The 19327-nt window shown below is 61.2% G+C and carries 18 protein-coding genes; 3 read left to right on the top strand and 15 right to left on the bottom strand.

Going from position 1 to position 19327, the window contains the following annotated elements; translation table 11 throughout:
- Positions 1 to 51 precede the first annotated feature (51 nt).
- Positions 52 to 1551: a GntP family permease gene (locus HMPREF2807_RS02730; protein WP_070510353.1), complete on the top strand. Its 1500-nt coding sequence runs from the start codon at positions 52 to 54 to the stop codon at positions 1549 to 1551.
- On the opposite strand, the gene HMPREF2807_RS02725 is transcribed toward HMPREF2807_RS02730, so the two are convergent.
- From HMPREF2807_RS02725 to pth (HMPREF2807_RS02710), 4 genes are all read right to left on the bottom strand, one after another.
- Positions 1548 to 2558 (bottom strand): CaiB/BaiF CoA transferase family protein, encoded by a 1011-nt coding sequence (locus HMPREF2807_RS02725; RefSeq protein WP_070510351.1) that lies wholly within the window; start codon positions 2556 to 2558, stop codon positions 1548 to 1550. The genes HMPREF2807_RS02730 and HMPREF2807_RS02725 overlap by 4 nt on opposite strands.
- Before the next feature lie 76 nt (positions 2559 to 2634).
- Positions 2635 to 4266: a peptide chain release factor 3 gene (locus tag HMPREF2807_RS02720; protein ID WP_070510349.1), complete on the bottom strand. Its 1632-nt coding sequence runs from the start codon at positions 4264 to 4266 to the stop codon at positions 2635 to 2637.
- Between the two features lie 24 nt (positions 4267 to 4290).
- Complete coding sequence (locus HMPREF2807_RS02715) at positions 4291 to 5148, bottom strand: SDR family NAD(P)-dependent oxidoreductase (RefSeq protein ID WP_070510347.1); 858 nt, start codon at positions 5146 to 5148, stop codon at positions 4291 to 4293.
- A 41-nt stretch (positions 5149 to 5189) separates the two neighbouring features.
- Positions 5190 to 5870: an aminoacyl-tRNA hydrolase gene (gene pth / locus HMPREF2807_RS02710; protein WP_070510345.1), complete on the bottom strand. Its 681-nt coding sequence runs from the start codon at positions 5868 to 5870 to the stop codon at positions 5190 to 5192.
- A 38-nt stretch (positions 5871 to 5908) separates the two neighbouring features.
- Between pth (HMPREF2807_RS02710) and HMPREF2807_RS02705 the strand changes: the two genes are divergently transcribed.
- Together HMPREF2807_RS02705 and HMPREF2807_RS02700 are read left to right on the top strand one after the other, a co-directional pair.
- Positions 5909 to 6892, top strand: coding sequence for a nitronate monooxygenase (locus HMPREF2807_RS02705; protein ID WP_070510343.1), 984 nt, complete (start codon positions 5909 to 5911; stop codon positions 6890 to 6892).
- 64 nt (positions 6893 to 6956) lie between these two features.
- Positions 6957 to 8411 (top strand): glyceraldehyde-3-phosphate dehydrogenase, encoded by a 1455-nt coding sequence (locus HMPREF2807_RS02700; RefSeq protein ID WP_070510340.1) that lies wholly within the window; start codon positions 6957 to 6959, stop codon positions 8409 to 8411.
- Between the two features lie 177 nt (positions 8412 to 8588).
- On the opposite strand, the gene HMPREF2807_RS02695 is transcribed toward HMPREF2807_RS02700, so the two are convergent.
- The 11 genes from HMPREF2807_RS02695 to glmU all read right to left on the bottom strand — a co-directional run bounded on the left by HMPREF2807_RS02695 (position 8589) and on the right by glmU (position 19286).
- On the bottom strand, positions 8589 to 10121 hold the full coding sequence (locus tag HMPREF2807_RS02695) for an ABC-2 family transporter permease (protein WP_083295520.1): 1533 nt from the start codon (positions 10119 to 10121) through the stop codon (positions 8589 to 8591).
- Positions 10114 to 10857 carry an ATP-binding cassette domain-containing protein gene (locus HMPREF2807_RS02690; protein WP_049154265.1) on the bottom strand — a complete coding sequence of 248 codons (744 nt, stop codon included), beginning with the start codon at positions 10855 to 10857 and terminating at the stop codon, positions 10114 to 10116. The genes HMPREF2807_RS02695 and HMPREF2807_RS02690 overlap by 8 nt, the downstream gene beginning before the upstream one ends.
- A gap of 86 nt (positions 10858 to 10943) precedes the next feature.
- The gene (locus HMPREF2807_RS02685) at positions 10944 to 11615 is read right to left on the bottom strand and encodes a response regulator (RefSeq protein ID WP_049154268.1); all 672 of its coding nucleotides are present in this window, start codon (positions 11613 to 11615) and stop codon (positions 10944 to 10946) included.
- Entirely contained in the window at positions 11596 to 12801 is a 1206-nt protein-coding gene (locus HMPREF2807_RS02680) for a sensor histidine kinase (protein ID WP_049154269.1), read from the bottom strand. Before HMPREF2807_RS02680 ends, HMPREF2807_RS02685 begins: the two co-directional genes overlap by 20 nt.
- A gap of 30 nt (positions 12802 to 12831) precedes the next feature.
- Positions 12832 to 13737: a polyphosphate kinase 2 gene (gene ppk2, locus HMPREF2807_RS02675; protein ID WP_070510336.1), complete on the bottom strand. Its 906-nt coding sequence runs from the start codon at positions 13735 to 13737 to the stop codon at positions 12832 to 12834.
- 88 nt (positions 13738 to 13825) lie between these two features.
- Positions 13826 to 14293, bottom strand: coding sequence for a PepSY domain-containing protein (locus HMPREF2807_RS02670; protein WP_232751603.1), 468 nt, complete (start codon positions 14291 to 14293; stop codon positions 13826 to 13828).
- Between the two features lie 96 nt (positions 14294 to 14389).
- Entirely contained in the window at positions 14390 to 15268 is an 879-nt protein-coding gene (locus tag HMPREF2807_RS02665; protein WP_070510334.1) for a fumarylacetoacetate hydrolase family protein, read from the bottom strand.
- A gap of 5 nt (positions 15269 to 15273) precedes the next feature.
- Positions 15274 to 15813 carry an aminoacyl-tRNA hydrolase gene (gene pth / locus HMPREF2807_RS02660; RefSeq protein ID WP_070510332.1) on the bottom strand — a complete coding sequence of 180 codons (540 nt, stop codon included), beginning with the start codon at positions 15811 to 15813 and terminating at the stop codon, positions 15274 to 15276.
- Between the two features lie 144 nt (positions 15814 to 15957).
- Entirely contained in the window at positions 15958 to 16614 is a 657-nt protein-coding gene (locus tag HMPREF2807_RS02655; RefSeq protein WP_049154276.1) for a 50S ribosomal protein L25/general stress protein Ctc, read from the bottom strand.
- A gap of 209 nt (positions 16615 to 16823) precedes the next feature.
- Positions 16824 to 17798 (bottom strand): ribose-phosphate diphosphokinase, encoded by a 975-nt coding sequence (locus HMPREF2807_RS02650; RefSeq protein ID WP_049154279.1) that lies wholly within the window; start codon positions 17796 to 17798, stop codon positions 16824 to 16826.
- A 24-nt stretch (positions 17799 to 17822) separates the two neighbouring features.
- Positions 17823 to 19286, bottom strand: a complete 1464-nt coding sequence (glmU, locus tag HMPREF2807_RS02645) for a bifunctional UDP-N-acetylglucosamine diphosphorylase/glucosamine-1-phosphate N-acetyltransferase GlmU (protein ID WP_049154281.1) — start codon at positions 19284 to 19286, stop codon at positions 17823 to 17825.
- Between the last annotated feature and the right edge of the window lie 41 nt (positions 19287 to 19327).

Genomic DNA, 19327 nt, shown 5'->3' with positions numbered 1-19327 from the left:
AGGGCGATTCGTCCTCTTGCCTCAGATGACCAAGACTGTGAGGTAGAAACAATGGTTATCTCATTCATCGGGGTGATTCTCTCCCTGATTTTCCTCGTCGTGATGGCCTATCGCGGGCACTCCGTGGTGGTTGTCGCTCCCTTCGCGGCCTTGATCGCGGTGCTCTTTTCCGGCGAGCCTATCTTGGCCACCTATACCCAGATCTTTATGCCGGCAGCCGGAAACTTCGTGACCAAGTATTTCCCGCTCTTCCTCTTCGGGGCAATCTTTGGGTACCTGATGACATCCACAGGGCTGGCCCGTTACCTAGCGCGCGGAATTACCGCGCTATTCGGGCCTAAGCGGGCAATGTTCTCGACGGTCATCGCCACCGCATTGCTTACCTACGGCGGTGTGTCCGCGTGGGTTGTGGCTTTCACCATCGTGCCCATCGCGACCGCTCTGTTTAAGGAGTCTGGGATCCCCAAACGGCTCATGCCTGGTGCGATTGCCTTGGGAACCATCACCTTCGCGCTGGCCGGGCTTCCCGGTTCGCCGCAGATCCACAATGCCATTCCCACGAGTTACTTCGGCACCAATGTCTACGCGGCACCGCTCTTCGGCCTCATTTCTTCCGCCCTCATGCTGGCGGCGGGAACCGCGTGGCTCGAATACCGCGTGCGAACCCTCCGCGCGAAAGGTGAGACGTTTGAGCCGCTCGATGCCGACGGGAAGGTCATCGAAACACCCGAGGGAATCGGCGACAGCGGGGAAGAAGCAAGTGTAGAAATCGGTGGTGAATCATTCGACACCAACTCCGGTGGCCGGGTGGCCACCCACGCCAGGGCTGAAACCGAGCCTTCTGTCCAGGTGCAGGGATTGTTGGGCCTGGCTCCCATCGCTGTTGTCATCGCGGTCAACTTCGCCATGGTCTACGGGGTGTCGAAAGTACTGGACACCTCCTACTTGGCCGAAGCGAAATACGGCGAAACCAACCTCGATGCGCTGTTGGGCATCTGGTCACCGACGGTCGCTTTGGCCTGCGCGGTGTTCGTCATCGTGGCGATGTTCCCCAAGCGCGCCGCCGAGTCCATTAAGGAATTCTCCGATGGCGCCAAGAATGCAATCCTTCCGTGTCTCACCACGGCCTCGGAGGTTGGCTATGGCGCGGTGATTGCCGCACTGGCTGTCTTTAGCGTGGTCAAAAACAACATGATGGGAATCTCCGATAACGCCTTGGTGGTTTCCACGGTGTCCACCGCCGTCATCTCCGGCATCACAGGTTCCTCCTCAGGTGGTCTATCCATCACGATGCAGACCCTGGGTGATCAGCTGGCGCAGCTGGCCACAGAGCAAGGAATCAGCCTCGAGCTGATGCACCGCGTGACCGCGATGGCCTCGGTATCTTTCGATTCCATGCCGCACAACGGCGCGGTGCTTACCATGCTGATTGTCTGCGGCATGACGCACCGCCTGTCCTATAAGGATGTTGCCGTGGTGACCATCATCATTCCGCTGGCAACGCTGGCGTTGATGCTCGGCGTCAACGCACTCATCCCCGGCCTGAGCTAGAGAAAGCGCGGGGCCGCGCTAGGCTCAGTGTGGCCCGCGCTTTCCACATAGGTTTCTCGCGCGGCAAGATGCGGGTGCGCCAGAACGTCCTCGGGGGAGACGACCTCCGTGACACAGGCATCGCTGCCGCGGAAGATATCGATCCATTCCGCTTGTGTCTTTTCCGCGAAGCGTTGCGCGATGATCTCCTTCATGGCCGGCCAGGCATCGCGGTCATTTTGTTTGTAGCCACTTAGTTCCTGTTCAAGCCCCAGGCCTTTGACCATGAGCGCATAAAACTGCGGCTCGATGGCACCGGCGGCCATCCACTGATCATCAGCCGTGCGGTACACGCTATAAAATGGGGCACCTCCGTCTAGAAGGTTGGTCCCGCGGTCCTGCCACTGGCCTTCGGCGCGGAAGGCATGCAGCATGGCGGTGAGGTTGGCCGCGCCGTCGACAATAGCGGCATCCACTACGCAACCGCGGCCGGTGTTCTTCGCCTGTAGGACGCCCGCGAGAAGTCCGGTCACCAAATACATCGAGCCGCCTCCGAAGTCCCCGAGGAAGTTGACCGGCGGAACGGGAGCACCATCGCTGCCCGCGATGGGGTGCAGCGCACCAGAGACTGCGATGTAGTTGATGTCGTGGCCGGCGGTGTGGGCCAGCGGGCCGGATTGGCCCCAGCCGGTGATGCGCCCATAGACCAGTGCCGGGTTTATCTCTTGCACCTCTTCCGGGCCTAGGTCTAAGCGCTCAGCTACGCCGGGGCGGAATCCTTCGATGAGGATGTCCGTTGTGGTCAAGGTTTCGCGCAGCTTGTCGACGTCCACCGGATCCTTAAGGTCCACCTCCAGAACTTCTTGCCCGCGGTAGAGGATGCTGTGCGGGACCACTGCGGGAGGGTTTCCTGGGCGGACCACGCGGGTGACCTGTGCACCCATGTCCGCAAGCATCATCGCAGCGAAGGGGCCTGGGCCGATGCCGCCGAGGAAAAGGACTGAAATGCCGGTGAGAGGAGAGCTCATGGTGACCTACCTAAGGGTGTACGGATTTCTAGTCAATCGTACCGTGAGGTGGATCACCCGACAAGGGCGTGAAAAACTAATCTGCCACGAGCGTTTCGATGGTGAGCTCCGGGTGCTCCTTCTCAATGAAGGCCAGCTTCCACTTATCGCCAAACAGAGCGATGAGTTCGCCGTCGGTGCGGGTAAAGATTTCTACGCCGCGCTGGCGGCCCAGCTCGGGTGCGGATTCGGCGTCGGTGCGGCGCGCCACGGAGTAGGGGATGGGCTCGGTGATGGTCTCCACGTTGTACTCGACTTCCATGCGAGCCTGCATGACCTCGAACTGCATGGGGCCCACCGCGGCCATGACGGGGGCGGCATCGCCGCGCGTATCGTTGCGCAGGATCTGGACCACGCCCTCCGCCGCCAGTTGGTCCAGGCCCTTGCGGAAGGCCTTGTAGTCGCCCAAAGACTTCGCGCGTAGGATGCGGAAGGACTCCGGCGCGAACTGCGGCATGGGCTTGAACTGTACCTTCTTGCCTGTGTAAATCGTGTCACCGGGAGCCAAGGAACCGGCGTTGACCAAGCCCACGATGTCACCCGGGTAAGCCGTGTCCACGGTGTCACGCGTGCGGCCGAAGACCGTCAGCGCATACTTGGTGGAGAAGCTGCGGCCGGATTGGGCGTGGTTGACCTGCATGCCGCGCTCAAACTCACCGGAGACCACGCGCATAAAGGCCAAGTTATCGCGGTGCTTGCGGTCCATGCCCGCCTGCACCTTGAAGATGACGCCCGCAAAGTCGTCAGTAACCTCACGTACCTCGTCGATGGCGGAGGTGGCCGCTTCAATGGCCTGCGGATCCGAATCGCGGGAGCGCGGAGCCGGGGCGATGGCGCACAGGGTATCCAGAATCTGGTGCACGCCGAAGTTCAGCATCGCGGAGGCGAAGATGAGCGGGGAGGTTACGCACTGTTCGAAGAGCTCCTGGTCGTGCAGGGCGCCATCGGCAGCCAGCAGCTCTGCTTCCTCCACGGCCGTCTCCCAAGCATCTCCCTCCTTTTCTCCTGCGCTCGCAGGAGAAAAGTGCTCCTCCGGGGCGATGGTGGAACCACCGGCGGTGCGCAGGAAGTGCACGTACTCATCGGCCTCGCCGTCATCGTTGATGTGGGCCAAGCCGCGGAAGTCGCCGGCGATACCCACCGGCCAGTACAGCGGGGTGGGCTGTAGCTGGATTTCGTTGACGATTTCGTCGACAAGCTCCAGCGGCTCACGGCCCACGCGGTCCCACTTGTTGATCACCGTGATGATCGGCAGGCCGCGGGCCTTGCACACGCGGAAGAGCTTGAGGGTCTGGGGCTCGAGGCCCTTGGCGGCGTCGATAAGCATCACGGCAGCATCCACCGCCGTGAGCACGCGGTAGGTATCCTCCGAAAAGTCCGCGTGGCCCGGGGTATCCACCAGGTTGATCATGTAGGGCTCGCCCTCGTGGCCCTCGGGCGCGTACTCGAACTGCAGCGCGGAGGAGGCCACGGAAATACCGCGTTCCTTCTCCATCTCCATCCAGTCAGAAACCGTGGACTTGCGGTTGCCCTTGCCGTGCACCGCGCCGGCCTCGTTGATGACGTGCGCGTGGAGCGCCAGCGCCTCCGTCAGCGTGGACTTACCAGCATCCGGGTGGGCGATGACTGCGAATGTGCGGCGGCGGGAAGCTTCGGAGGCAATACTCATGCGGGCTAGTTTAGCCGCTGGGTGCTACCACTCCACATTGAGCTGGCGGCCCAGATCATCAAAGATGCGCCGGGCCACGGAGAGCTTCTTCGCAATTGGCCGCTGCAGGCCTGGCTTGCGCTTCTGGTTGTAGTACTCGCCGGAGTTGAAATGGATGCCGGGGGTGCCGCTGAGGAAGTAGGCCAAGTTCTCCCCGCCTTTGTCCGCCTTGCCCAAGACGTATTGAGCCGCAGTGGTCGAATAGAGCTTGCTCGTCCTGCTCGTTGAGTTATGCCCGAAGCCAGTATTCAATATCCCCGGGTGAAAGGCCACGGAGGTCAGCCCATGGGAGTCGAGGTAGCGGGTCAGCAGGATATCGCCCAACTTGGCGTTGCCATAGGCGCGCTCCGCCGTGAATTTTTCAAAAGTATTCGGGTCACCGGGGTCGAAAGCGGAATACAGCATGTTGGCCAACGAGGCGGTCTGCACCACGGTGGCGTCGCTGGCCCGCAGCGTATCGCGCAGCAAGGAGGTCAGAAGAAAAGGCGCCACAACGTTGATCTGCCACGTGCGCTCGAAACCATCGGCGGTGGCGAAGGGGCCGTCGAACATGCCGCCGGCGTTATTGCCCAAGGCATCGATCTGCGAGTACTGGCTCAGCTCCTCGGCGAGCCGACGCACCTGGCCCAAAGACTCATAATCGGCCACATGAAAGTCGGCGCCGATCTCCTCGGCCACAGCCTGCGTCTTCTCCGGATTGCGGCCCACGAGCACGAGCGAATCCTGCGGGCGGCGCTGGTGAAGGATACGGGCAGCGGCCGCGCCCACGCCGTCAGAGGCTCCGGTGATGACGATAGTTCTCGGGTCGTTATTCAATGGCAGGCTCTGGCTCGTGCGGCTCATACTTGGACAGTGTAGGACGTTGAGCGTGGTCGCGCCGGGGTTTATTTCGCCCGGGAATGGATTTCCTGCTGGGCCTTGTTGAGACCCTCAGCCACGATGAGACGTGCGGCCTCGGCGGCGGTGGCGATGGTGGAATCGAGCTCAGCGCTGGCGTCGACAGGCGCGAGCACCCAGTCCGGGATGGAACCACCCTTGGGTGGGCGCCCAATACCGATGCGCACGCGCAGGTAATCGCGCGTGCCCAAGCGCTCGCTCAGTGACTTAAGGCCGTTGTGGCCGTTTTCGTTGCCGCCCTTCTTAATGCGCACCTTGCCGGCGGGCAGGTCGAGCTCATCGTGGATGACGATGATGTTCTCTGCCGCAACGCCCAGCAGCGTGGCCAACGGGGCGATGGGATCGCCAGAGAGGTTCATGTAGGTGTGTGAGCGCAGCGCTACGACCTTCGTGCCCCCAAGCTCGAGCTGCGCCGCGCTGAGTTGGTGTCCGGTGACAGGCTCGAGCATGTCACCAGATTCGGCGAGGAGATCATCCACGGCCATGTACCCCACATTGTGGCGGGTCGCGGCGTATTTCGCGCCGGGATTACCCAAACCCACGATGAGCCACTCGGCGCTTAAATCCGAGGGGTTAAGTCCGGAGGCGGCGGCCTTCTGTGTTTTCTTATTCGGTGCTTCGCCGGCGCGGCCAAAGAGGCGGGTGAAAAAGTCACGGATGGCAGACACAACTACTTCCTTGATGGTTTTCTTTAGGCTGGGTAACCATGAGTCAACTTCTTGAGACTATCACTTGCCCTGTCCTACCTGCTCCGATGGCGGGCGGGCCCACCACGCCTGAACTAGTGGCCGCCGCCGACGCCGCCGGTTCCTTCAGCGCGCTGGGGCTGGGAACCTGCTCCGTCGACGCCGCGCGGGAGGCCATCGCTGCGTGTGCCGGTACGCGCTTCGGGGTCAATATCTTTCACCCGCAGCGCGCACTGACCGAAACGGAACTCGCCGCTGCGCAGTCCCTCGCCGCCGAAGAGGGCGCCGTGCTTGGCGACGTCTCCCTCAACTTCGGCTGGCAGGACAAGCTCGACGCCGCGCTGGAGGGTGGGGCAGCGGTGCTGTGGTCGATGTTCGGCGTCTTTAGCGAGGACGAGGTCGCGCGCATCCATGACGCTGGGGCAGAGGCGTGGACCACGGTCACCAACCCCGAGGAGGCGCAGGCCGCGGCCGCCCGCGGCATCGATGTGTTGTGCGTGCAGGGCCCTGAAGCTGGCGGGCACCGTGGTGTGTGGGACCCGAGTGCGGAACCCGATCAGCGCCCTCTCGAGGAACTCGTCGCGGCGGTCCACCAGGTCACGGACCTTCCGCTCATTGCCGCGGGTGGTCTGCGCACGGCGGAAGATGTTGCCACGGCCCTGGCCTGGCCGGGGGTAAAAGCAGTCAGCTGTGGTTCCGCCTTCCTGCTCTCCGAGGAAGCGGGGACGAGTGAACACAACCGTGGCCTTCTGCGCCGCGGTGGCCAGACGGTGTCCACCCGCGCGTTCTCTGGGCGCTACGCCCGCGGGCTGGAGACCGCCTACACGCGGGCACACCCGGACCTGCCTTTGGTCTACCCCTACCTCAACGCGCTACTGAAACCTCGTCGCGCCCAGCTTGACGCGGACGTGGACTATTGCCTCGTAGGTGTCGATGTAATGAAACTTGGCGGGGGTAGTGTGGCGGAGATCCTCGCTCAACTACACCCAAACGGGCATGAATAACGGTTAATATTTACGGATGGACAGAGTTTTACACCCTTTTTGACGAGTAAAGGATACAAAGCACGTGACTTCGAACGCGCACATTGGGCACGAGGATTGGAACGAGCGCCTGGAGCTGGCCCAAGAGATGATCCCGCTCATCCACCAGCTGCACCGCAACAATAACGTTGTCACCTCTATCTACGGCCGCCTGCTCATCGGCGTGACCGACATCGACATCATCAAGGCGCACCGCTACGCCCGCCGCATTGCTGAGCGCGAGCTTTCCACCGCAGAGACCCTGCCGATTGTGAAGGAACTGTGCTCGATGAACCTGGGCACCGCCTCCATTGACCTGGGACGTCTGGCCACCGGCTTCGAGGAGTCCGGCTCCGATAACCTGCGCAACTACCTCGAGGAGACCCTCGTGGATCTCGTCGGCGCTGGTGTGGACAAGGAATCCACCGACGTTGTCCTCTACGGCTTCGGCCGCATCGGCCGCCTGCTGGCCCGCATCCTCATTGCTCGCGAGGCTGCCTACGGCGGCGTGCGCCTGCGCGCCATCGTCGTACGCAAGAAGGGCGACATGGATATCTTCAAGCGTGCCTCCCTCCTGCGCCGCGACTCCGTCCACGGTGCCTTCAACGGCACCATCGCTGTTGATGAGGAGAACGAGGTCATCTGGGCCAACGGCACCAAGATTCAGATGATCTACGCCAATGACCCGGCGGACATTGACTACACCAAGTACGGCATCGACAACGCCATCGTCGTCGACAACACCGGTGTGTGGCGTGACCGCGAGGGCCTGTCCCAGCACCTGCAGTCCAAGGGTGTGGCTCGCGTGCTGCTCACCGCTCCGGGCAAGGGCGATCTGAAGAACATCGTCTACGGCATCAACCACGGCGATATCGAGGACTCCGACCAGATCCTTTCCGCCGCATCCTGCACCACCAACGGCATCACCCCGGTGCTCAAGGTCATCAACGACCGCTACGGCGTGGTTCACGGCCACGTGGAGACCGCGCACTCCTTCACCAATGACCAGAACCTCATTGATAACTTCCACAAGGGTGACCGCCGCGGCCGCGCAGCTGGCCTGAACATGGTGCTCACGGAGACCGGTGCAGCCAAGGCCGTGTCCAAGGCCCTGCCGGAATTTGAGGGCAAGCTCACCGGCAACGCCATCCGCGTTCCCACCCCGGACGTTTCCATGGCCGTGCTCAACCTCGAGCTAGAGAAGGAAGCTGACCGCGACGAGGTCAATGACTTCCTGCGCAACGTGTCCCTGCACTCCGACCTGCGCCAGCAGATCTCCTACATCGCTTCCCCGGAGGTTGTGTCCTCTGACTTCGTGGGCTCTACCCACGCTGGTGTGGTCGATGGTCTCGCCACCATCTCCTCCGGCAAGCACCTCGTGCTCTACGTGTGGTACGACAACGAGTTCGGCTACTCCAACCAGGTCATCCGCATCGTCGAGGACATCGCCGGCGCCCGCCCGGTGGTCTACCCGAAGCGCGTTGACGTCTCTGAACTCTAAGAGCTAGAACAAGAACACCGCCCGCGCTGCATGGCGCGGGCGGTGTTGCTGTTTTGAGGGCCTGCTCTGGTTTGCGACCTAGCTTTGCCAGGATGTTTCAAACACGCAACTGCCCGATTTGCCAAAAGTAGGGGCTGAGATTGAAAAATCCGGGCGACTTTCGTCAGATTGGTCGGTTTAGCGGGAAGATAGCGCTCGAGTATGGAGTAAATGCCGTGCGCGCAATGTTGCAGCCACACCGAGCACTGCGGCCAACATCACAGCGACGGCATAGCGCAAAGGTGAGTGCGCAACCAAAGGCCAGGCGGGGAAGGCAAGGATCCATAGGCCGGTTTCTGCCAAGACATCGCCGCCTAACGTGATGGAGACGATCGTCCCTACGATTGTGAGGGCGATAGCACTCACGATGCCGAGGCGAATCACCAGTATGAGTGATACGGCCGCGATGACAAAGCCCACCCCAACCGCCAGGGGGAAAGCCAGAAGCTGGGCAGCGATATCGCCACCTGCGAGTGCACTGGTCAGGCATGCGGCAGCGCAAACCGCCACGATGACGGACAAAAACCACATGAGGATTCCGGATGTGCCGAACCGTGTTTCCATATACACCAGCGGCCACGAATCTGACATGCGCGGCCATACGAGGACAGGCAAAATACCTGCGCCGACCGGCAGCAGAAAGAAGTAAAAGAAACCTTCGACGTAGTTAGCGGGATAGAGCAGGGCGACAAAGCCTAGCGCCAGAATGCTGAGCATCAGGCAAGAGAACACCGCTGGGCTAAAAGCTGCACGGTGGAGTCCTAGCAGCGTAGACCACAGCGAGGACTGTGCCGCCGCACGTGGGTGGTTCGTAGGCTGCCATACTTGGGCTTTTTCCACGGTGGTATCAGCCACGTCGGCGTCAGCCTGGGCTTTTGTAGAACGCGTGAAACGGTGTCGCAGCGAGAACATTGGCTGGTATCGTCGCGGCGTGTAGACTGCGGCTAATGCTCCGAGCACGGCGAGGATGACGCACAATATGAAAGCCGGTAGTGGACTGCTGCTTAGAAGTGGGTCGTGTGGTTCAAGAGGCACCGAGTTCTGGTGAATACGCAATGCGCGTAAAAGCAGTCGTTGCGGCCATGCTGGGGGAAAGGCCCACCACTTGCCTGATTCAACAGTGCTCGGAAGGATGCTGAGCATTTGCCACAAGGCCGCAGCAACCAGTGTAAAGGCGAAGCCCAGTCGGCGGGCACAGGCAGCGGAAAGCCCGGCAATGCCAAGTGCACCAAGGAAAGAATAAAGCCCGGCGACGAGGATAAGCTCGTGGTTCTCGCGCCCCTGGATGGCGACAGCGAGCCAGGAACCACCAAAGTTCAGCATGTGGAAGAGCGCAATGCTGGCAATGACGCCGAGAAGCCGGACAGCGTTCTCCCGACGCGGGTTGAGGTTTCTCCACTGCGTCCCGCCGCTGCGGGTAACGGCCTCACGGTGTTCTGGGACCGCAGCGAATAGCGCAACAAGTGGGGCGTACATGCCGGTAACAAATAAGGATTGCCAAGCCAAGACGCCTGTGGCATCACTGTGCACCGATGCCATAGATGAAAAGATCACCGTCATGATGACCAGCGGTAGAGCAAGTAAAGGCAACCACTGTAAGGTGCTTCCACGGCTGCGCAGTAGTTCTGCTGAAAGGTAACTCGGGCGAGGATCAGTAGTGTGCTTAGGCACGTGACTCTCCTCCCCGGTTGGTAGGCGCTTGGGAGGGGTGGCCAGGTGAGGTAAGTCGGAAGAATTCCTCCTCCAACTGACCACGTGGAGCTAGCTCGTGCAGGGAACCGGAATAGCGAATCGTGCCCTCGGCCAAGACGGTGATGTCATGGGCAAGGTGCAGGACCTCTCCAAGTTGGTGGGAGCTGACGATAACGGTGTGCCCAGCTGCGGCTAGTTGTTGTAGTAGCTCTCGCAATTCCTTGATGCCTTGGGGATCGAGGCCATTCTGGGGCTCATCAAGAACAAGTACCTCTGGATCGCCGAGGAGAGCTTGTGCTAACGCCAGGCGGGCCTTCATACCAGTGGAAAAGGATTTCGCCTTCTTGGAGCCAACGCCGTTGAGCCCAGCGATGGAGAGAACCCGGTCAATCTCGGAATCAGGAAGGCCCAGAAGTCGAGCGTGAACGCGAAGATTCGCCGAGGCAGAAAGATGGCCATAAAAGGCTGGCCCGTTCACTGAGGCACCAATGCGGCGAAGCACATTGCGGTTCCAAGGTTGGCCCGCCACGTTGATGGAGCCTGAGTCAGGCGGCAGGAGACCTAAGAGGATGGAAAAGAGCGTCGATTTTCCTGCCCCGTTGCGCCCGAGGAGCGCATGCACGCGGCCCGGGGAGATGCGGAAGGAAACATCATCGAGGACTCGTTGCCGACCAAAAGACTTCGAGATGTGCTCAAAAGAGATATCGCAATTCATAAAATGCAGTATCGCCGGGGCTCATCATAAAGTAATCCGCCTGCATGATGGTCTTCAGTGAGCAGACCTCCTACCGTGGTAGGAGCTTAGGCAACCCCAGCACGCTGCGCTAAGAGAACGAGGGCCACTCGGTCACGTGCGGCGAGTTTAGACATGAGCGCGGAGACGTGAGTTTTCACCGTGGTTTCTGCGATGACCATGTCGGCGGCTATCTCCGCATTTGTAGCACCACGCGCGATGAGCGAAAGCACTTCCATCTCGCGGCGCGTTACGAGGCTGAGTCCTTGGCGTTCCTGGGCGCTGAGGTTTTCGCGCGTCAGCGCCGAGCGATAAGCTTCCAGCACTGGGCCGGTTACCTCGGCGGCCAGCACCGATTCTCCTTGCGCCACGTTGCGAACGGCGGTCACAAGAACCTCTGGGTCGGCATCCTTCAGCAGGAAACCGTGGGCGCCAGCGGAGATGGATCGCGCCACGAGCTCTTCATCATTGAATGTGGTGAGCATGATGATGCGGCACTCGGGCTTGCGTTCGAGTATGGCCTGAGCCGCTGCAATGCCGTCCATACCGGGCATGCGAATGTCGAGGATAGCCACATCAATGTGGTGGCTCAGCGCTGCTGTCACGGCGTCCGCCCCCGTGGCCGCGGTGGCCGCGACCTCGATGTCTTCTTGCGCAGTGAGGATGGTAGACAACGCTGAGAGCAGCATTGCTTGATCATCGGCCAATAAGACGCGGATTCTAGAGCTGCTGGGTTGCATCCTTGGTCTCCTTCATCGGTATCTGTGCATGCAAGGAAAAGGAATGAGCATCGCCGGAATAGTCGAGGCGACCGCCGAGCGAACGGGCTCGTTCCGCCACTCCGACTAAGCCCACGCCGCTTCCCGCGACGTTGCTTGGTGTGGGATGAGGATTGGTGGAGGTGAGGGTGAGCGTGGCGGCGTCATCAAGTACAAGCTCAACGAAGACGCGCGTGCCGACGCCCTGATGGCGCAGAGCATTCGTCAATCCTTCCGTGACAATGCGTACCAAAGCCATCTGCACCAACGATGGCACGGCGTATTCAGTCGGGAGGTTGGCGTCCACCTTTAGCCCAGCAGCGCGGAAGCCTTCGAGGATTCCTTCGATGTGCTCAAGTTGTTGAGCAGGCTCCAGAGCCGTGGGTCGGGGTGAGCGCAAGGCAGCGACGATTCCGCGAACCTCGCGCAGGGCGGTATCCGCATTATCGCGGATCGAAAGAAGTGCTTCTTCAGCCGCGCCGGAGTCCGCAGTTGCTGCAATGATGCCTGCATTAGCCTGAACCTTAATCAGGGTGAGGGAATGGGCAAGGACATCGTGAAGTTCCCGTGCAATGAGGAGGCGTTCTTCTTCTTGTGCTTGGTGGAAGCGCTCGCGCGCTAGTATCTCCCGTTGGCGATCACGGTCAAAATACCGGGCAGCGATGAAATACGTGCTTCCCAGCACCGCCCAGTGAGCCACCACCATGGCAAGGAAGGGTGTGTCGACCTCATAGCGCAGAAGGTAGGTCTCAGTGTCGATGCGCCACATGAAGGGGGAGATAAAGGTACCGATCACGGTGATGAACAGAACCACCCGCGGAATCAGCCTCTGGGTGATGTACCGCGAGGTGGTGTACACGGCCATGGGGGCGGTCAACGCCCATGGGGTGAGGCCGCTATTGGTGGGGAGCTGGTTCATCCATATGACAGCCCAGGCCAGGAGCAGAACTAGGAATCCTGTTGCGCTCACGACAGGCTTCGAGCGCCAGACTAAGAAAAGCGGTATGAACAGTAGCGACAAGAGAGCCTCGACAACTTCCACCGTTCCGGGGGAGGAAAATGCCAAGGCACAATAAAAGGCCGCTACGAGCCCCGCGACTCCTGCGAGTAGCGCGTCCCCCAAATGCACCGAGGACAGAAAGGTACGCGCGGTGCGGGAAGAGCTCATAGTCGGCCATGGTAGTACATGCCGAAAGTACTACTTCTTCTTTTTGTCCTTCTTGCCCTTCTTTTTCTTTCCTTGCTTCTTGCCGGAGCCGGAGCCGTTGACCTTGGCACGCTCCAAGTCAGCCGCGACATCCGGGACGTAGGCAAAATCGTTGCGCGGCGGGCGGACGTACTCGGCTTCGAGCTCGGGGCGGCTCGGGATCTCAGGTACATCCTGCTCCACGTGCTGATAGGGAACGGTCTTGAGGATGTGGTTTATCACGTTGATGCGTGAACGCTTCTTATCCTCAGACTCCACCGTGTACCACGGGGAGGACGGGGTATCGGTGTGGACGAACATCTCATCCTTGGCACGCGAGTAGTCTTCCCAACGGGTAATGGACTGCAAGTCCATGGGGGAGAGCTTCCAGCGGCGCAGCGGATCGTTGCGACGGGATTTAAAGCGTGCGAGCTGCTCCTCGTCAGAGACGGAGAACCAGTACTTGAGCAGGATAATGCCGTCTTCGATGAGCATGTGCTCCAGCAGCGGGGCCTGGTGGAGGAAGCGAACGTATTCCTGCTGGGAGCAAAAGCCCATGACGCGTTCCACGCCGGCGCGGTTGTACCAGGAACGGTCGAAGATGACGATCTCGCCTGCGGTGGGCAGCTTCTCAATGTAGCGCTGGAAGTACCACTGGCCCGCCTCGCGGTCAGTCGGCTTGGGCAGAGCTTCGATGCGGCAAGTACGCGGGTTCAGGTACTGCGTAATGCGCTTGATGGCGGAACCCTTGCCGGCGGCGTCGCGGCCTTCCATGATAATGACCACGCGGGCGCCGGTCTCAACGACCCACTGCTGCATCTCGACGAGCTCTGCTTGGAGGCGCTTGAGCTCGTCCTCATAGGCTTGCTTGTCTAGCTTCGGCGGCTTGGTGGCAGACTTCTTAGACTGTGAACTCATACCTTTAAATTTACCTCTTAGCTGGGGAAATGCCTAACCGCAGGGGTTAGAGATGTGCGTGGGATGGAGCTGGGGATCAGACTGGCGATCAGTCAACCTCGTGTTGCGTCACCGCGCCGCTGGCGGCGTCGACATCGAGCTCGTGTTCCTGGCCGTTGGCCTTGAATTCAATCTCCCAGTGCGGGCCCTTGCCATCGTCACCATCGTCGTAGTCGACTTCCTTTTCTGTGACGGCCTGGGCATCAACGCCGGCGTGGGCTAAGGCTTTCTCAAAAGCTTCATCGCCGCTGAGCATGCCGGAGCCCTCTGCGTTGCCGGTGGCCCCGGCACCAGCCGTGCCGGCAGGCTGCTGAGCGTCATCATCGTCGCGGTCATCATCACGGTCATCGTCGCCAGCATCCGTGCCCGTCGCTGTGGCCGTTTCCGTCACGGTTTCCACCGGCGCGGGAGTCGGCGTCGGGGCGGGCTCGGCCTCCTTATCCGACGAGCACCCCACCAGCGCGGTGCTGGCGCAGAGTGCGATGCCGGCGGCGGTGAAGCGGGAACGAAGAGTCATCGAGGCTCATCCTTCTCAGTTAATCGGGGGAAATGTGGTGTCCCACCGTATCGAAATCAGAGCGTGCTCGCTGAAGAGCCTGGATATGGCTGAATGTTAACGGCCGTGACAGGTGCAGCCTTCGCCGCAGCCACCGGAAGCAGGGGGCTCACCGAAGCGCGTGGTGTTCTCAATTGCCCCTAGCCCTTCGATGCTGATGCGGGTGCGGGAGCCGTCGCCCAGCAGCGCCTCCTCACCACGCGCGAAGCCCACACCTTCCGGAGTGCCGGTGGCAATGACATCGCCCGGATTAAGAGGGTAGAGGGAGGAACAGAAAGCGATGAGCTCGGCCACGGAGAAGATGAGATCATCAGTGTTGTCATCTTGGCGCACGTCGCCGTCGACGGTCGTCCTAAGCCGCGCGGCTTTGCCCGGGGCCCATTCATCAGCCGTGGTCAACCATGGTCCGAAACCAGCGGTGCGGTAGAAGGATTTGCCGGCGTGGAACTGCGTGGTGGCGCGCTGATAATCCCGCAGGGTGTAGTCGTTCATGATGGCATAGCCGGCCACGTAATCCAGCGCATCTTTCGTGCTCACCTGGTGCGCGCGGCGTCCCATGACCACGGCGAGCTCTCCTTCGTAGTCCAGCTTCTTCGTGGCATAGGCCGGGACATAAACGTCGTCGAAGGGCCCGGTCAGGGCCTCCGGAAACTTGATGAAGAGCGTGGGCTGCGTGGGAAGCTCGCGCCCCATCTCCCGGGCATGCTTGGCGTAGTTGACGCCAACGCAGATAATCTTGCCGGGGTGGGGGATGACGGGGGCTAGGTCGGCATCGTTGAAAACCACAGGCTCGCCGGACAGCTGCGCGGCCTTGCTCCAATCGGGGCTGGCGAGCAATTCTCCGACGTCCTCATAATCCAGCTCGGTGCCCACGTTGGGGCCGTCGATGCGGATAGCGCAAGTACCAAAACTGGTGCGGAGAGTAGCGAGCTTCATGGCGGCTAGTCTAACGCGCGAAGAATCTCATCGACGGCATCGGCACAGATGATGGGAATCTCGTGGGCCTCCTGCTTAGTCCACGGCTTGAGCACGAATGCGGCCGGATCCATACGGCCGGGCGGGCGGCCGATGCCTACTGAAAGCCGCTGATAATCCTTGGTGCCCAGGGACTTCGTGGTGGAGCGCAGGCCGTTATGGCCGTGGTCCCCGCCGCCGAGGCGTCGCTTGATGGTGGCGAAGTCGAGCTCCAATTCATCGTGGATCACGATGATGTGATCATGAGGAACATTGAAGTATTGGGCGAGTGCCTTGATGGGACCGCCGGACAAGTTCATGAAGCAGCGCGGCTTGGCGACGATCACTTTGGTATCGCCACGTCGCGCTTCGGCGACATCCGTGTTTGTCTTTTTGTGAACGGAAAAGGAAGCGAATAGCTCGTGGGCTAGTTCATCAGCCACGTCAAAGCCGATGTTGTGGCGAGTTCCGGCGTACTTCGGCCCGGGGTTTCCTAGGCCAACGACGAGAAAAGGAGAAGAAGTCACGCAGCCATTCTAAGCCGCTGGGGTGAAGACACAAGAGCGCACCGCCACCTGCACGCTCACCCCCTCGGTATGTAGGGGAGGGAGTGAGAAAGAATGCAGGCAGCGGTGCGCTAGAGAATGAGGAGTGATAAGGAGAGGGGAGTTTTACTCCTCGTCGGCCTTCTCCTCGGCGGCGCCCTCGTCTGCGGACTCGGCGCCAGCCTCAGCGCCGCCGTCCTCGGCAGCCTCAGCGGCAGCCTCGAGCTCCTCATCAACCTGCGGCTCGGAGATGGAGACGATGACGGTGTCTTCCTCGGCCACGAGGGTGGTGCCCTCCGGCAGGGTGATGTCGCCAGCGGTGACCACGGTGCCATCCTCGAGACCCTCGATGGACACGGCGATCTCCTCCGGAATGTTGAGCACGTCTGCCTCGACCAGGAGGACGTCGGCATCCTGGATGGACATGAGGCCCGGAGCCGGCTCGCCCTCGAGGACAACCGGAACCTCGACCTCAACCTTCTCGCCACGCTTAATGGAGAGCAGGTCGATGTGGTCGATGTTGAAGGTCAGGACGTTCTGGTCGACGTGCTTGACCATGACCAGGTGCTGCTCGCCCTCGAGCTCCAGCTCGAACACGGCGTTGACGCCGTGGTTACGGACCAGTGCGGTCATTTCCAGGCGGTCAACGGCGAAGTGCAGAACGTCGACGGCGTGGCCGTAGACAACGCCCGGGATCTTGCCTGCAGCGCGCAGACGGCGAGCGAAGCCCTTGCCAAACTCAGAACGGACTTCAGCCTTCAATACGGGGCGCTCAGAAGCCATAAGTAAATCTCCTTAAAGTATCGTTGTGCGGCAAGGGCTCATGAAGAACCGTGTAGATACGACAAAAGCCTGCCGATGGACGTCTTGGACGAGTCATCGCAGGCTTAATACAAGATTCACTGCTTAACTTGTGCTATCGCGTCGATAACGGATTTCTCCCTCGCCGAGACGCACAAGATTTTAGCAGCAGCGTCGTCGCAGAACCAAATCTAGTGAGTCTCAAACAGCGTGGTCACAGAACCGTTCTCGAAAATCTCGTGGATGGTGCGAGCCAGCAGCGGGGCGATGGACAGCACAGTGAGGTTGTCCCAGCCCTCGGTGGACTGCGGCAGGGTATCGGTGGTGATGACCTCGACAGCGCCGCACTCGGACAGGCGCTCGCGAGCCGGGTCGGAGAAGACACCGTGGGTACAGGCAATAACCACGGACTTGGCGCCGGCCTCCTCCAGTACGCGGACCGCGCCCGCGATGGTGCCACCGGTGTCAATCATGTCATCGAGCAGGATGCAGTCCTTGCCCTCGACGTCACCGACGACGCGGTTGGACACCGTCTTGTTGGCTTCGGTGTTAGAGCGGGTCTTGTGGACGAAGGAGAGTGGGGCATCACCCAACTCGTGTGCCCACTTCTCTGCCACCTTCACGCGGCCGGCATCGGGGGAGACCACGGCCAAGTTGTCCATCGGGTACTTGGACTTGATGTAGTCGGTCAGGATCGGCATGGCGTGCATGTGGTCGACCGGGCCATCGAAGAAGCCCTGAATCTGGTCGGTGTGCAGATCCACGGACACGATGCGGTCGGCACCGGCAGCGGCGAGCAGGTCCGCCACTAGGCGGGCGGAGATAGGCTCGCGGCCGAGGTGCTTCTTGTCCTGGCGCGCGTACGGGTAGAAGGGCAGGATGGCGGTGATGCGCTTAGCAGAGCCGCGCTTGAGCGCATCAATCATGATGAGCTGCTCTACCAGCCACTTGTTGAGCGGCTGGGTGTGGGACTGCATCACGAAGCAGTCAGCACCACGGACGGACTCCTCGAAGCGAATGAAGATCTCACCGTTGGCGAAATCGCGGGCGGTGGTCGGAACCAGATCGGTCTTGAGCTCCTTGGCCACAGCCTCAGCCAACGCCGGGTGAGCGCGCCCGGTGAAGAGCATCATGTTCTTGCTGCTGCCGGTAACCTTGCCAGTCATCAGTAGATATCCCTTTACTTGTCGTTAGTTAGTGGTCTGATCGTCAGCCTGGGCGTCCTGTGCCTTGTCGGCGGCTTCCGCTGCCGGCGTGCCCGGACGCTTCTTTTGCACCCAACCTTCGATGTTGCGCTGCTTGCCGCCGGAGACCGCGAGCGCTCCCGGGGGAACGTCGTCCTTAATTACTGTACCCGCACCGGAGTAGGCGCCATCACCGACGGTGACGGGGGCGATGAACATGGTGTCCGATCCGGTGCGCACGTGGCTGCCGATGGTGGTGTGGTGCTTGTTGACGCCGTCGTAGTTGACGAAGACGGAAGAGGCACCGATATTCGAGTAATCACCCACGGTGGCATCGCCGATGTAGGTCAGGTGCGGCACCTTGGTGCCGCGGCCAATCTGCGCCTTCTTCGCCTCGACGAAGCCGCCCAGCTTGCCCTCTTCACCCACGATGACGCCCGGGCGGATGTAGGTAAACGGGCCCACCTGAGCGTTGGTGCCGATGACGGAGTCGAAGCCGTGTGTGCGCACCACGCTGGCGCCAGCGCCCACCTGCATATTGGTCAGGGTGGTGTCGGGGCCCACCTCAGCACCATCGGCGATGGTTGTCGCACCCCACAGCTGGGTATTGGGGTGAATGACAACGTCCTGGCCAATGGTCACGTTGACGCCGATCCAAGTGGTATCGGGATCGACGATGGTGGCGCCGCCGCGCATGGCTTCCTCGACCACACGGCGGTTGAGAATGCGACCGGCCGCGGCCAACTGCACGCGGTCATTCACACCGGAGAGCTCCTCCGGATCGACAGCAACGTGCGCGCCGACGCGGTGGCCTCCCTCGCGGGCGATCTCCAGCACATCGGTGATGTAAAGCTCGCCCTGGGCGTTGTCGGAGTTGAGCTTCGTCAAGGCGTCGCGAAGCACGGCTCCATCGAAAGCAAAAACGCCGGAGTTGACCTCGCGCACCGCGCGCTGCTCCTCGGAGGCATCCTTTTGCTCCACGATGGCGGTGACCGATCCATCCTCGGCGCGCAGCACGCGGCCGTAACCGGTGGGATCCTCCAGGGTCATGGACAGCACGGTCACGGCGTTGCCTTGGCCGGTGTGGGTCTCGTGCAGCTGGCGCAGTGTCTCCGGGCGCAGAAGCGGAACGTCACCGTTGGTCACGATGACGGTGCCGTCGAAGTCAGGCAACGCACTCAGGCCGCACTGGACGGCGTGACCGGTACCGTTCTGCTCTTCCTGGACGGCCTGGGAGACCTCGCAGTCCAGCTCCTCGGAGATGGCATCGACGGCAGGGGAGACCTGGTCGCGCTGGTGGCCCACGACGACCACGAGGTGCTCCGGGTTCAAGCCAGCGGCTGCGTGGAGGGCGTGGCCGAGAAGTGACCTCCCGCCAATCTCATGCAACGTCTTTTGGGTTGAGGATTTCATGCGGGTACCTGCGCCTGCGGCAAGGACGATGGCGGCGCAGTTCGTTACTTCAGCCACGAGTGTGTGCTTCTCCTGTGATTGGGGATGTCAGGACTTAC

This window comes from Corynebacterium sp. HMSC074A09, assembly GCF_001811545.1.
Lineage (GTDB): Bacteria > Actinomycetota > Actinomycetes > Mycobacteriales > Mycobacteriaceae > Corynebacterium > Corynebacterium hiratae.
Note: the sequence above shows the minus strand (reverse complement) of the source record. Positions and strands in the feature narration are given on the sequence as shown.

Bases quoted from the DNA above. Each gene is read 5' to 3' on its own strand.
- HMPREF2807_RS02730 (WP_070510353.1), top strand. From the start codon at position 52: ATGGTTATCTCATTCATCGGGGTGATTCTCTCCCTGATTTTCCTCGTC.
- HMPREF2807_RS02725 (WP_070510351.1), bottom strand. From the start codon at position 2,558: ATGAGCTCTCCTCTCACCGGCATTTCAGTCCTTTTCCTCGGCGGCATC.
- HMPREF2807_RS02720 (WP_070510349.1), bottom strand. From the start codon at position 4,266: ATGAGTATTGCCTCCGAAGCTTCCCGCCGCCGCACATTCGCAGTCATC.
- HMPREF2807_RS02715 (WP_070510347.1), bottom strand. From the start codon at position 5,148: ATGAGCCGCACGAGCCAGAGCCTGCCATTGAATAACGACCCGAGAACT.
- HMPREF2807_RS02705 (WP_070510343.1), top strand. From the start codon at position 5,909: ATGAGTCAACTTCTTGAGACTATCACTTGCCCTGTCCTACCTGCTCCG.
- HMPREF2807_RS02690 (WP_049154265.1), bottom strand. From the start codon at position 10,857: ATGAATTGCGATATCTCTTTTGAGCACATCTCGAAGTCTTTTGGTCGG.
- HMPREF2807_RS02685 (WP_049154268.1), bottom strand. From the start codon at position 11,615: ATGCAACCCAGCAGCTCTAGAATCCGCGTCTTATTGGCCGATGATCAA.
- HMPREF2807_RS02680 (WP_049154269.1), bottom strand. From the start codon at position 12,801: ATGAGCTCTTCCCGCACCGCGCGTACCTTTCTGTCCTCGGTGCATTTG.
- ppk2 (WP_070510336.1), bottom strand. From the start codon at position 13,737: ATGAGTTCACAGTCTAAGAAGTCTGCCACCAAGCCGCCGAAGCTAGAC.
- HMPREF2807_RS02670 (WP_232751603.1), bottom strand. From the start codon at position 14,293: ATGACTCTTCGTTCCCGCTTCACCGCCGCCGGCATCGCACTCTGCGCC.
- HMPREF2807_RS02665 (WP_070510334.1), bottom strand. From the start codon at position 15,268: ATGAAGCTCGCTACTCTCCGCACCAGTTTTGGTACTTGCGCTATCCGC.
- HMPREF2807_RS02655 (WP_049154276.1), bottom strand. From the start codon at position 16,614: ATGGCTTCTGAGCGCCCCGTATTGAAGGCTGAAGTCCGTTCTGAGTTT.
- HMPREF2807_RS02650 (WP_049154279.1), bottom strand. From the start codon at position 17,798: ATGACTGGCAAGGTTACCGGCAGCAGCAAGAACATGATGCTCTTCACC.